The 13182-nt window shown below is 53.3% G+C and carries 7 protein-coding genes; 4 read left to right on the top strand and 3 right to left on the bottom strand.

The window, feature by feature from the left end; all coding sequences use genetic code 11:
* Positions 1-43 precede the first annotated feature (43 nt).
* On the top strand, positions 44-3505 hold the full coding sequence (locus tag LC531_RS22315) for a class I SAM-dependent DNA methyltransferase (protein WP_223654488.1): 3462 nt from the start codon (positions 44-46) through the stop codon (positions 3503-3505).
* Positions 3506-3551: 46 nt separating this feature from the next.
* Positions 3552-5552 carry a DUF4365 domain-containing protein gene (locus tag LC531_RS22310; RefSeq protein WP_223654487.1) on the top strand — a complete coding sequence of 667 codons (2001 nt, stop codon included), beginning with the start codon at positions 3552-3554 and terminating at the stop codon, positions 5550-5552.
* Positions 5553-5576: 24 nt separating this feature from the next.
* Here the strand turns inward: LC531_RS22310 and LC531_RS22305 are convergent, their stop codons facing one another.
* Positions 5577-6620 (bottom strand): helix-turn-helix transcriptional regulator, encoded by a 1044-nt coding sequence (locus LC531_RS22305; RefSeq protein WP_223654486.1) that lies wholly within the window; start codon positions 6618-6620, stop codon positions 5577-5579.
* Positions 6621-7047: 427 nt separating this feature from the next.
* Here LC531_RS22305 and LC531_RS22300 point away from each other — a divergent pair, with 427 nt between their 5' ends.
* Together LC531_RS22300 and LC531_RS22295 are read left to right on the top strand one after the other, a co-directional pair.
* On the top strand, positions 7048-8178 hold the full coding sequence (locus LC531_RS22300) for a ComEC/Rec2 family competence protein (RefSeq protein ID WP_223654485.1): 1131 nt from the start codon (positions 7048-7050) through the stop codon (positions 8176-8178).
* Between the two features lie 11 nt (positions 8179-8189).
* Positions 8190-10454 (top strand): Mov34/MPN/PAD-1 family protein, encoded by a 2265-nt coding sequence (locus LC531_RS22295; RefSeq protein ID WP_223654484.1) that lies wholly within the window; start codon positions 8190-8192, stop codon positions 10452-10454.
* A 19-nt stretch (positions 10455-10473) separates the two neighbouring features.
* Here the strand turns inward: LC531_RS22295 and LC531_RS22290 are convergent, their stop codons facing one another.
* Positions 10474-12861 carry an AAA family ATPase gene (locus LC531_RS22290; protein ID WP_223654483.1) on the bottom strand — a complete coding sequence of 796 codons (2388 nt, stop codon included), beginning with the start codon at positions 12859-12861 and terminating at the stop codon, positions 10474-10476.
* Positions 12836-13102, bottom strand: a complete 267-nt coding sequence (locus LC531_RS22285; protein ID WP_223654481.1) for a hypothetical protein — start codon at positions 13100-13102, stop codon at positions 12836-12838. The genes LC531_RS22290 and LC531_RS22285 overlap by 26 nt, the downstream gene beginning before the upstream one ends.
* Positions 13103-13182: the final 80 nt, after the last annotated feature.

The following is a 13182-nucleotide window of genomic DNA, read 5'->3' as shown; positions in this document are numbered from 1 at the left end:
ACTAGTTTTAGTGGCTAGATTGCTGGCATTACTCCGAATTTTTGTGACCTACCCCGATTTCCTCGCCCGCTGGCAAGCTTCCGGCGGTGCCGAGCACGCCAACTACGGCCTCTTCCTGCAAGACCTTTGCGACCTGCTGGGCGTGCCCCGGCCTGACCCTACCACCGACGACCCCGCCCAGGATGCCTACGTGTTCGAGCGCGGCGTGACGTTCGACGACGGCGTAGGAAAGCGCAGCACCGGCCGCATCGACCTATACAAGCGCGGCTGCTTCGTGCTCGAAACCAAACAGGGTACCGATACGCCCGACCAGCAGGCACTAGCCGCCAAAGCCGAGCTGGGCCAAGCCGCTGGCAAGCGCCGCAAGGGCCACGCCGTGCGCGGCACCGCCAAATGGGGCCAGATGGTGGAAGCGGCCCGCGAGCAGGCCCTGCGCTACGTGCGCGCCCTACCGGCCAGCGAGCCCCGCCCACCCTTTGTGGTCGTAGTTGATGTGGGCTATTCCGTCGACCTCTACAGCAATTTTGCGGGCGTGGGCGACAGCTACGTGCCGTTTCCTGACTCGCAACAGTTCCGGGTGCCGTTGCTGGCGCTAGCCGACCCCGCCGTGCGCGAGCGGCTCCGGCTGCTCTTCACCGACCCGCAGCAGCTCGACCCCGCCCGCCTGGCGGCCCAGGTAACACGCCAGTTGGCGGGCTACCTAGCCGGGCTCAGCACCCAGTTAGAGAAAGCAGGCCACAAGCCCGATGTAGTGGCCCAATTCCTGATGCGCTGCCTCTTCACCATGTTTGCCGAGGACGTGGAGCTAATTCCCAAGAAGTCCTTTTCCAAGCTGCTGGCCGAGTATGCCGATACGCCTGAACTGCGAGCCAATCTGCCAAAAGCCTTGCAAAGCCTATGGACTGCCATGGACACCGGGGGCTTCGCCGCAGCGCTGCGAACCGATGTGCGGCAGTTCAATGGCAAGCTATTTCACGATGCGACGGCACTGCCCCTGAATGCCGACCAGATAAAACTGCTGCAAGAGGCCGCTGCCGCCGACTGGACGCTGGTGGAGCCCGCCATCTTCGGCACCCTGCTTGAACGTGCCCTCGACCCGCAAGAGCGCCACAGCTTGGGCGCGCACTACACCCCGCGCCGTTATGTAGAGCGCTTAGTATTGCCGGCCGTGATAGAGCCGCTGCGCCGCGAGTGGGCCGCCGCCCAGGCCGCCAGTGCTCAGCGCCTCGAAGAAGGCAAAGGCAAAAAAGCCGTAGAAGAGGCCCGCACCGAGCTACACCGCTTCCTGCGCCGCCTCACGTCAGTGCGGATTCTGGACCCGGCCTGCGGCTCGGGCAACTTCCTCTATGTGACGCTCGAACACCTCAAACGGCTGGAAGGGGAGGTGCTCACGGCCCTAGGCCAGTTGGGCAGCTCTGGCCGCTTGGAGTTGGGCGATGGCACCACTGTAGGTCCACGCCAGTTGCTGGGCCTAGAGCTGAACCCCCGCGCTGCGGCTATTGCCGACGTGGTGCTGCGTATCGGCTACTTGCAGTGGCACTTGCGTACCTATGGGCTCACCCAACTGCGCGAGCCGCTGCTCGATGATTATCAGAATATTCAGCAACAAGATGCTGTTTTAAAGTATGATAATCCAGTAGCACGGCTGGATATAAATGGAAAAGTTTTAATGCGTTGGGATGGTCGCACAAAGAAGGTGCATCCTATCTCTGGTCGTGAAGTACCCGACGAAACAGCTCAAGTTCCTGTGTATGACTATCCTAATCCGCAACAATCAACTTGGCCAAAAGCTGACTTCATTATTGGTAATCCTCCATTCATAGGCAAACTAAAGATGAGAGAGGATTTAGGAGACGGGTATGTTGAGGCGTTACGCGACGCTTACAGTGCAGAAGTGCCTGATTCTGCCGATTTCGTAATGTATTGGTGGTATAAAGCAGGCCAACAACTCTTAGCGAGCAACGTCGATAGAATAGGGTTTATCACAACAAACTCTATAAGTCAAATATATAATCGCAGGGTAATGGAGGCCTACCTCAATAACTCTCAAGACCCTATCTCATTAAGTTTTGTAATCCCAAATCATCCATGGGTAGATACTAGCGATGGAGCTGCGGTACGCATTGCAATGACGGTAGCACAACGTGGTATTCACAATGGCATTCACGCAACAGTCGTGAGCGAAATACCAGTAGAGGATGATGCAATTGAAGTAGTAATCGTTGAATCAGAGGGTCTTATCAATTCTGATTTGTCATTAGGCGCAGATGTAACCACAGCATTTGTATTGCAGGCAAACCAAAACGTCTCCTTTGTAGGTGTTAAGTTCTATGGAAAAGGCTTTGAGTTAGACCAAACAGAAGCGGCTAGCTTATCAGCTACCTCAAGTCAGCCACTTGTGAAGCCTTTTGTCAGTGGACAGGATTTAACTAAAACTCCTCGCCGACGGTCAGTAATAGATGCGTTTGGATTAACATTAGAGGAAATGGTAAGCAAATATCCTGATGCTTATCAGTGGCTATGGCTTCACGTTAAACCCGCTCGAGACCATAACCCTAGAGAAACAAGACAAGAAAAATGGTGGCTTTTTGGCGAGAATCAGCCTAGTATGCGGCGAGCAATTGAAGGTTTGCCAAGGTATATCGTTACTGTCGAAACAGCCAAGCACCGCTTGTTTCAATTTGTTCCTGGTGACTGGGTATCAGAGGGTAAAGCAATAGTCATTGCCACTGATGATGCTTATTTATTAGGTATACTGAGTAGTCAGTCACATGCAATATGGGCACTAGCCGCTGGTGGACGTTTGGGGGTAGGTGACACTCCTGTATATAACAAGTCCCGATGCTTCGAGCCTTTCCCATTTCCTGCTGCCACTGAGGCTCAAAAAGCTCGCATCCGCGAAATAGCCGAACAATTTGACGCGCACCGCAAGCGTCAGCAGGTCCAGCATCCCAGCCTCACGCTCACCGACCTCTACAACGTGGTGGAGAAGCTGCGCGTCGGCCAGCCGCTCACAGTCAAGGAGCAAACCACCCACGAGCAGGGCTTGGCCGCCGTAGTGCTCAGCCTGCACCAGCAACTCGACGCGGTCGTAGCCGAAGCTTATGGTTGGCCGGCTGACCTACTTGAGGCCGATATCCTCACCCGTCTGGTGCAACTCAACCACCAGCGCCAGCAGGAAGAAGCTGCCGGTACCATTCGCTACCTGCGCCCTGCTTACCAAGCTCCCGGCCAGCAGCAGTCGGCCCTGGCACTACCCCAGGAAGCCGCCGCCGCTGCCAGCACTGCTACTGAAACCGGCCCGCAGCCCTGGCCCACCGCTCTGGCCCAGCAAATGCAGGCTGTGCGAGCCGTGGTGCAGCAAGCCACCGCGCCGCTGGGCGCGGCACAGGTAGCAGCCCGCTTCCGGGGCAGCAGCGCCAAGAAGGTGCAGCCCCTGCTCGATACGCTGGAGCTAATGTCGCTGGTGCGCTTTGTGGAGGAGGAGAATAAGTATGCCGCGTAGTTCGCTGCGCTATCAAGCTGATGAACTTACCCTTATCCCCACGCTTATGAGCTTCGCAAAGCAACCACTAGTTGATAAGAATGCCTTGCAAAGTGAAAAATCTGTGCGGGCTGTAATGTCGTTGCTGTCGTTGGAAAATGGCTTTATCAGCCGCACCGAAACACCCGATTATGGGGTGGATTTAGATGTGGAGCTAGTAGATGAGTCGGGTGCTACTTCCCGCAAATTTGCGGTGCAAATCAAGAGCGCGGCTAGTGTCAGGTTTGTGGAACAGGACGGCCAACAGTTTGTGACGTTACCGTTTGATACCTCACGCCTTGGCTACCTCTGTCGTCGTTCGCCGGCTTCCGGTATCATCGTCCTCTACGATGCTGCCGAGCAAGTTTGTTACTTCGATTACGTGGAGGCACTGGTTTATCGGTTAGAAGGCAGGGAGGCGACTCGCGAATGGCGCGAGCAGAAGCAGGTTACTCTGCATCTGACCAAGCAAATACTAGACGAAGAGGCACTGCGCTCACTGCATAATCAGGTCAGCCATACTTACCAGCAGCATCATCGACTAGTGCGGCAATACGGTGGTCAGTATGGCCTGACCAGCTTCGCCCCCGAAGTCAGCGACAAATCCACCCCTCTGCCTAATCCTAATGACCCCGACCAACTGGCCGCCTGGCTCGAAATTTACGGTGGCCTGTTGTTCAACCTCGGCGATTACCGGATGCTGCTGGATATGTTAAACCGGCTACCGCCGCGTACCATTGGCGCATCCAAGCGGTTACTGTTTCTAGCTGCCCTGGCAAATACACACACTGGGGTACTGATTGAAGCAGAGTACTTCCTGCGCAAATGCGCCGCCGAAGAATACGACGAGGCGGAGCAGGACTTGCTGGCATTTTCTCGCATTGCCTTGGCGCTGGCTAAAGGTGAGGCTTCCCGTAGCACCGTGCTTGACGAGTTAGCCAGCCTCAAACAGCGAACGACTTCCTCTATTAACACCCTCACTTTCAGCCTAAATATTATCTACCTGAGTCTAGTTAATTCCTGGTATGTAGAAAATGCCGGGCCGATGCTCACTTCTATTAAGGACCTGTTTCGGGAGATAGACGATGCCCCAATTGAGTTGCGTGAAAAGCATTTGCTTACAGTTTATAATTGTGAAAACCTCTGCATCCTACTCTCGACAACCTTCTCCCGCGATGCGACTTATGCCAAAATTCGGGCGGAGCTAGGAGCCCCGCTGGCGCACAGCGTACAACTAGACCGTGCTCGGGCCACCGCTGAGATAATTACGGCTATTACTGACCGAAGTAAAGCCGCAGCTACCTATGCCTACAACCATAAGGACGAGGTGCTGCTGGCCTATGCCGTTCGCCTGGATGCTACTCTCTTCCTGGATATTCAACACACGCAGCTGCTACTTACAGCAAATGAGCAGCTTTCGCTTACACCTCAAGAGCGCGATACCTTCAGCCAAGTAACTAGTAGGTGTGCAAATGCTCACGGTATTTTCGTCAAGCACCAGCTACCCAAGGCAGCACACCAAGCACTTGGCCTTGTGTATGAGCTTGATGCGCTGTGCCGAGCCGTATATCGGCAGGCATTGCTGACGCAACCGCCCGAAGAATTGCTGGAACAATTGGCTCAACTGGAAAAACAAACCGGTATCGCCCCGTTCAAGCCCACGGTGCAACAGTCTTACCAACAAACGAAAGCCTTACTGACAAAGTCGGAGGATGATTTAGCGCACCAATCCGACGAAAGTCTTGCTGAGTTCGCAGTACGCTATTTGGAAGTACTTGGGCTACCCGTTGACCGTTTACCTAACCTGTTGGCCGAAATGCAGGCTAGTCGATTGTTTCAACAGGAATGTGAAAACTCTTTATTAGAGCTGCTGAGCGACCAAGGCCACCCAGCCCAGAACCTTAGCGCTTATACCCAGCCAACTTCGTACAAAATTCGCAATAAAGTAACTGGCTTTACCACGCCAGCAAGCAGCGATGTGAGTAAACTGCTCGAACAGTATCGCGTAATGGTCAAAAACTGGAAGTAGCTGAATGGTTTGAATATCAGGCAATTATTTGTAGCGGGAGACGGCCTTTTTGAGCTTCTCGTGCATAGAGTCGCGCAAGGATTTGGGCGCTAGCACTTGTAAATCAGGTCCGAAACTAAACAGGCGCGTCTTGAACTCCTGATTGATAATTAAGCGTAGCTCGATTACCAAGCCATCCGCAGTGTCACTTATGGTTACCTGGCTTGGGTGCAGCGCTTTGGTAAGTACGTAGAGAGCTCGCCCAGCCGCAATGTGCAAGCGAATAGTCTCGGAGTGCGGATTTTTCTCCGGCATCGTTACCCCGATGATAGAATCGAAATAGGTGCTAAAATCGACATCAGTCGGACGAAATTTCAAAGGGCTGTCATCCAGTCCTTTGATGCGGTCAAGCGCGTAGTTTTGAAGATGAGCGCCTTTCGCTTCATTGCTGGCTATCAGATACCAGCGCCCGTTGTACGTCTTGAGCAGATAGGGGTGGACTTTCACTGGGCTGGCCTGTGCTGCACGGTAAGATTGATACTGCATCACCTGCGGCGTCTGCTCCCGAATAGCTTTATACAGAGGTTTCAAGTGCTCAGTGCCAGTATAATCCGGCGCTGCTTCTAGTTGAAGAATTGGGTTGGTTACGGTTCCATCACTGGGCAGATGCTGTTCCAGACGCTGAACCAACTCATCCAGGTCATCCGCCAGGCCTAGGCCACGCAAAGCTTTCAACGTATGCAGGCTCTGGTGAAGAATCATCAGGTCTGCGCTGGTAAGCGGGGTTTTGCGAATAGAGTAGCCCGGCTCCGTGTAATGGTAGCCTTTCTTGCGGGTGTACTCAATGGGGGCAGCATGGTGCATCGGCAGTTTCATGTCGTGCAAATCTCCCTTGAGCGTGCGCTCGCACACGCCTTTCCCTTTGGCTGTGGTTTCGCGGTACTCATCATCTACTGCTTTCAGCAGGTCCTTGATGGTCCAGATGAGGTTGCGCCGTTGTAGGCACTTATCAATAATGAGGTAACGCTTGTAAGCATTTTTACCGACCGGCATCGAAATCCAAGGGTTAAGCCTGTTCACAGCCCACATCGGCCAGTGAGAAACTTCACGCTGCGAAGAACGGCCTTTTCAAATTAGTTAACGAGAGTAGGCGGCAGCGTAGCCGCAAGCTGCTCACTGCTTAGTGTGCAATCAGCTTGCGCATTCCACTGCCGAAGGAGACTAAAAAGCTGTTTGACGATTTTTGCTAGTTAATTTATTTTATTGATAATCAGTGTTTTATGATTTAAAATTGACATCATAGCAAAAATATATTGGGTCAATTTTTACTGTGCAATAAGGTTGCACAGTTCACAATTTGCTTTGCCTTAGCAATGGAGAAAGCCTCTCCCTTTTGGCTGTAGCCGGACATCGGCTGGAGGGGAAGGCCTAACTTTTTACCAACCATTGCTTGGCTGAAACTGGAAGGCAGCGGAGTCGCTGGCGAATGGTTTCAATAACTTAACTGCTTAAAAGCATGCACCAAATCACCATTTTTAACTTAGGTAATGCCGACACCTCGCGGATTGACCTCGCGAACGGCGAAAAGTTGCTGATTGACTACGCCAATATGCGGTGCGCTACCGACCCGAAGGACAAGCGCATCGACTTGCCGGTGCAGTTGCGCGCCGACCTGAAAAACGCGAAACGTGACTACTACGATGTGGTCGCATTTACCCACCTCGATAATGACCACACGTGTGGCGCCTCGGAATTCTTTGAGCTGCTGCACGCAGCCAAATACCAGGGCGGAGACCGGGTGAAAATCAAAGAGTTGTGGGTGCCGGCGGCCGTTCTCGTGGAGGATGGCTGCGAGGACGAAACCCGTATTCTGCGTCAGGAAGCCCGTTACCGGCTGAAAAAGGGCGAGGGTATCCGCGTATTCTCTGGCCCCGGCCAACTCACCGACTGGCTAGCCACCCAAGGCCTTACCGTAGCCGACCGGCAGCACCTCATTACGGATGCTGGTACGCTGATTCCCGGATTCGATTTGGTCACGCATGGTGTGGAATTCTTCGTGCACTCCCCGTTTGCCAGCCGCACGGCAGGCGGTGGCTTGGCCGCGATGGACCGCAATAGCGACGCGCTGACCTTTCAAGCGACCTTTATGGAAGGAACCCGGAAAACCCGGATGCACTTCTTTTCGGACATCGACTGGCCGGTAATTAAGTCCATCGTGGAGGTAACCGAGTACTACGGCCGCACGGAACGGCTGGAATGGGACATCTTCAAAATTGCCCACCATTGCAGCTACCTGTCGCTCAGCAGTGAGAAGGGTGGTGAAATAACGGTGCCCGACGCCGAAGTGAAAAAGCTGTTCGAGACATACGGACAGAGCCGGGGCCGCCTCATCTCGACCAGCAAGCCTATTCCCATCAACGACGATGACAAGCAGCCCCCACACCGCCAGGCTGCAGCCTACTACAAGGCCCAGGCTGAGCGGCTCCGAGGGGAGTTCCTGGTCACGATGGAGCACACGAGCGTCCTGTACCCCGAGCCCATCGTCATCAAGATTGACCAGCTTGGGGCCAGCATCGGTAAGCTGGCTGCGGCCGCCAGCGTGGCGGGCGGTAGCATTCCTGCGCCTCGGGCTGGCCGGAGCAACTAACGGCTGAAAAGATGGAATTGCTTGAAATGGGATACTATCCACTGTCGGGAGAGCCAGTTGAGGCTGGCTCTCTGGCAATACCAAAAGCCATTGAATTGGTGCAAGCCCTGCAAAGTCAGGGCTTGCCCTATATCCGGCTGGTAGATTGTCTGCGCGTTGAAGAGTACGAGTTCGTGGTCGTGGATGTCGAGCCGGAAGTGCCGCAGTATCCGGTGCACGAGGTGCAAAATGTCGAACGCATCGCAATTGGCTTCAACCCGGCTGATATAGAACATCAGCTGGTATGGGCGCTACGCGAGGATTTTCCACTGGTACCACACCTACACTTTGGCCGCGAAGGGATGCCGCGTAGCTTGTGTCTGTACCAGATTGCCTATGCAGACCTAAAGCCAACCTGGACGGCTGCTGCACTGATACGGCAGCTACAGCGCTGGTTGACTCAAACGGCTCGTGGAGAGTTACATGCTGCCGACCAGGCGCTGGAGCAAGCCTTTTACGCTCCACCGGAGCGGCTGGTATTGCCAACTGTTGTTTTTGCGCCTGATGCCGCAATTATGCAAGAACCTCTGCACGTGCGTTTCGTCAGCACAGTGCTTGGCAAAACGACCTTGGTTGCTTCGTATGCATCTGCAGCATCAGCACCCGAGGGCCAGCAGGCAAAGTTCACCAGTTTTGTGTATACGGCTTCGCCGCAGGTGCACGGTTTGATTCGGGAACAGCCACGTACAATAGCTGAACTCCAAGCTTATTTGTCTGGTAGCGATGTGGATTTTACGAACACGCTACGCCGGTACTTGAGTGACTTGAAAGATGCTCCAGGCTTTAATCGCAGCCTTCAATTACTGATTATTGTTCGGCTCCCGAAGTTGCGCACGGCAACGGAGGCTATTGAGACAGTGGAAGTATGGGCCTTCGCTTCAGTCGGCATGCTGGCTGAGCTTGGCACAGAACTCGGAATTTGGGCCATGCACGAAAACCTCTTAGCCGACCTTTACCCTATCGACCCTGTGTGCATCGGGCAGCATAGTAGGCTAGAATTGCTCAGTCCAGTGCGGGCGCTCACGCGCGACCTGGCTGCTGCTTACAATGGCTTGCTGTCTACCACTACGCGCTTCGTAGCAGTGGGCGCGGGTAGCTTAGGGTCGCAGGTAGTCAATAACCTGGTGCGTGCCGGGCAGGGCAATTGGGTATGGCTCGATGAAGACCAGTATCTGCCCCACAATGCGGCACGGCACTATTTGCCGAGCAGTTTGGTAGGCTTGGGCAAGGCGCACGCGATGGTATCGATGTTGAAGAATACCTACGAGAAAACGGACTTGCTGGCCATTGCGGCCAACGTATTACACTCGACCTCCGCCCAGGTAATGACGGCATACAGCGCGGCAGAGGTCATACTGGATATGTCAGCCTCAGTGGCAGTGGCTCGGCACCTGGCGCTGGATATTGAAAGCCCAGCCCGCCGCTTATCGCTGTTCCTGAATCCATCTGGAACTGACTTGGTGCTGCTGACGGAACCAGAAGACCGCTCGCTGCGCCTCGACCAGCTGGAGATGGAATACTACCGGGCTTTGCTACGCCAACCCCAATTACAGCAGCACCTGCTCACCGCTGGTCAACCCATTCGGTATTCGCACGCCTGTCGTGATGTTTCCGTGCAGCTGCCACAGGACCAAGCCGCCCTACAAGCGGCCATCGGAGCCCGGGCCGTCCGCACATCGGTGGCTGAACCGGGTGCTCGCATCAAAATCTGGCGGGCACAGCCTGATTTGACTGTAGTGGCTGATGAAATTGAGGTGTCTACTTATGCGGAAGTGACGGTGGGTAGCTGGACTTTAGCTGTACCGCACCAACTATTGCGGGAAATACGCGAGCAGCGTCAGGTGCGTCTACCCAATGAAACCGGTGGGGTATTAATTGGCGTTTTCGATACACAGCACCGCCGGGTGTACATCGTAGACCTTATTCTCTCGCCGGCAGATAGTCAGGAATCCCCCATCGCTTATACCCGTGGCGTGGAGGGGGTACCAGAAGAACTTGCCCGTATCAGCGAATGCACAGGCCGGCAGGTATTGTACGTAGGAGAATGGCACTCACACCCGGACGGTTACAGCGTACTACCTAGTGAAGATGATAAGAGACTGTTTGCTACTCTGCAACGTGAGAGCCAAACAAAAGGATTACCAGCTGTGATGGCTATTGCTGGTGAACATGGGACTACAAGCTGGTACGTAGCAGATATCGCCGTTGGTAGAGGAGTAAATAAGCTGCCTAGCTGAAACATTAGCAGCAATACTATCAATTAAGACTAAGTGGATAAAGCTTGGTCTGGTGTTTTGCATCGCAGATACATCCTCGGTGGTCGGTGCGTAAATTCTTCGGAATATGTCCGCACTGCTGGCAGGCGAGCGCCTCAGCCAGGTCATATGCCGCTTGCCCGAACTCGCGCACATCGTTATCTGACCAATCATTGCCCAATGAGTTGAAGTGTGCACCTACCTCATTGCGAATGAGTTTCATCGCATCGAGCTTTTCGTGGTACCGCTTCAACGCAATTTCCACCCAGTTTTCTTCAAGGTGCGGTGCCACAGGTAGGCCTTGAGCATCGCGCCGCACCCGTCGAACCCTAGCGTCTCGAAATAGCGTTTTGGTAGTGCGTAGCAAGTCGCCTAGGGTGTGGCCACGGCCTGGGCGATATTTTAAACTGCACTCGTAGTACGCCGCCAAATTGTCAAGCACATTTTCTAGCAGTACGCCAGCTTTAGAAGCCACCGCTTGCCGGTCAAAGATATCGGCTTCTAAAGCCGCCACCAATTCAGCCGCTAGTATTTGGTCTTCGTGAGGTCGTAAACCACGAGTTAACGTCCAGTACTCAAGCTTCAGAAGGTGGACACTTGCGCCGCTGTTTTTGTAATAGTCGTGCCAGAGTCGGTTGTGCGTAGCAATGATGACCTGCTGAAAATTAACTGCTTCTGCAGCAAGCAGGTCCGATATTCGACAAAAGTGCTGCGCGTCCACCGAAGTAAAAACGTCGTCGAGTACCAGTACCTGGTTCTTCGGGTTGTTACGCTTAGCTAAAGCAAGCCAGAGACAAAAGCCAAATGTATCGAGGTGCGACTCGCTAAAATAAGCTTGTGGTACGACCCCATTCTTGTCTTCAAATGTAGCCTGTTGTTCGAGCGAAGCACGTTTAGCATCATCCACTTCGAGGCGATGCAGACCTATTTTTTCGCCAGGATGAATAACTTGATATAAGGAATTTACTTCTTCAATGATTTCATCCAGAATATTTTGCACAAAATCACGGCGCTTATTTACGACTAGGGTCCAGGCGTTGCGTAACCGGTTGAGAATGGCACTTAAATTGGCTACTTCCGCAGTACTCTTGCTTAATGACTTGGCATTCGTTTGAATACTAGTATAAACAGCAAGCCGCGTTCGTAGGCTATCGCGCTCCGCTTGCACTGCGTCACTTACTGCCGCTAGTTGCTCACTAAGCTTGCTGACTTGCGCGCTGGTAGCATCATTATCTACTACCAACTCCGCTCCTCGTACTTTCCAGTTGATATTTAATGCCTTCACCGCAACTGGTTCATGAGCCGTAAAGCGGGCACTTACAGCTTGGATTATACGTACTATTTCCTTATTACAGCGAGTATTCTCGTCATCAGCAGTTTTAAAGCGAATCTTAGCAGCCTCTACTTTCTGTAGTAGTAGGCGAGAGGTCTGCAACTGTGCAAGTTGCGACTGGATACGCTGGCGAAGTTCATCAGCCTGTACGCCATTAGCGCATAATGGGCAGTTGCTTGGCTCGGCGGGCAAAGCCAAATAGCGCTCAGCAGAATTTAGTAGATTTATAAGGTCAGTGCTTCGGTCATCAGCATCTTGGCTCAAGCCCAATAGTTCAGCATTGGCCGTATCCAATTCGTCTTTTTCCAGATTAAACTTGGTCTGAGCATTCTTCCACTGTGCAACAGCGTTCAGCGTATACTCTATAGCTGTATTCCCCTTAGTTAGTAAATCAAGCTGGGTTTGTAGTTCAACAACATCCTCCGCCGCTCGAAACATGGCCCAAGTCAGAGGGTCACTATCTGGCTCACCGAGTTGCTTTTCTTGAGCCCAAAGAGCTCGTAGTAGTTCTTCTACTTTAGCTCTAGCAGCCTCAGCAATTCCGAACTCCTTTTCTACCGCGTTACAGTCGACCCGTAAGGCTGCTTCGGCGCTATCCACGCCAGCTACGGCAATGAATTCCTGAATGGCTTCGTAGCGTTTGGCCGCAGTTGTATCAATTAGTTGTAGCAAATCACGCCGCCGCAGAACCCTAATCTCAGGCATAAGGGCATCATCACTCCCTGGGGTGATAACTATCGTTTTGCCGCTCAGCCTAGCTCTGCAAGTGTGCCCCACCTTAGTAGTCAACTCAACCTCAACTGACTGAGCATCTTGGGTGAGTGAGGCCACATGTTTCTGCGGAGTTAGAATGCCAGGCCGGATAAGCGACCCAAACGAGGCGTTGCCGATGATATCCAGCGCATCTACAATCGTTGATTTACCAGTGCCGTTCTCGCCAAAAATAACGACGATATTGGTTTTCAGTCCTCCCTTCTCAGGCGTAAACTTCACCGTTACTGGCTGCGTAGCACCCCGAAAATTTAGCAGCTTAAGCTGCGTGATGCGCTGCGGCATGGTCGGTGTTGATAGTGGTAGAAATAGCAGGCAAGTTTTTTTCGAGCAGCCGCCGCCAATCCCCTAGCTTGGGATTCCCCATGGTAAGCAGTGTAACCGCCACACTCTCGTCGGAAGCCTTGATAAATTCGGAATTCCGAAGCGCGACCACTATTTGAGCAGCTAGCTCTGCATTAGCAGTTTGTGACGGGCCGGATGCATTGGGAGTTGACTGGGGCATTTGCAATTCAAAAAGAGCCAAAAGCAAAACTGGTCGTATCTGTTTTTAGCTATTGTCGCTAGACCTCCAATTAAGCGGTTGAAGATATTACATCATTCGTC

It is taken from the genome of Hymenobacter psoromatis (assembly GCF_020012125.1).
In the GTDB taxonomy this organism is placed as follows: domain Bacteria; phylum Bacteroidota; class Bacteroidia; order Cytophagales; family Hymenobacteraceae; genus Hymenobacter; species Hymenobacter psoromatis.
Note: the sequence above shows the minus strand (reverse complement) of the source record. Positions and strands in the feature narration are given on the sequence as shown.

What these genes read in the sequence shown, in the direction of transcription:
- LC531_RS22305 (WP_223654486.1), bottom strand. Translation starts at nt 6,620, where the DNA reads ATGTGGGCTGTGAACAGGCTTAACCCTTGGATTTCGATGCCGGTCGGT.
- LC531_RS22290 (WP_223654483.1), bottom strand. Translation starts at nt 12,861, where the DNA reads ATGCCGCAGCGCATCACGCAGCTTAAGCTGCTAAATTTTCGGGGTGCT.
- LC531_RS22300 (WP_223654485.1), top strand. Translation starts at nt 7,048, where the DNA reads ATGCACCAAATCACCATTTTTAACTTAGGTAATGCCGACACCTCGCGG.
- LC531_RS22295 (WP_223654484.1), top strand. Translation starts at nt 8,190, where the DNA reads ATGGAATTGCTTGAAATGGGATACTATCCACTGTCGGGAGAGCCAGTT.
- LC531_RS22310 (WP_223654487.1), top strand. Translation starts at nt 3,552, where the DNA reads ATGAGCTTCGCAAAGCAACCACTAGTTGATAAGAATGCCTTGCAAAGT.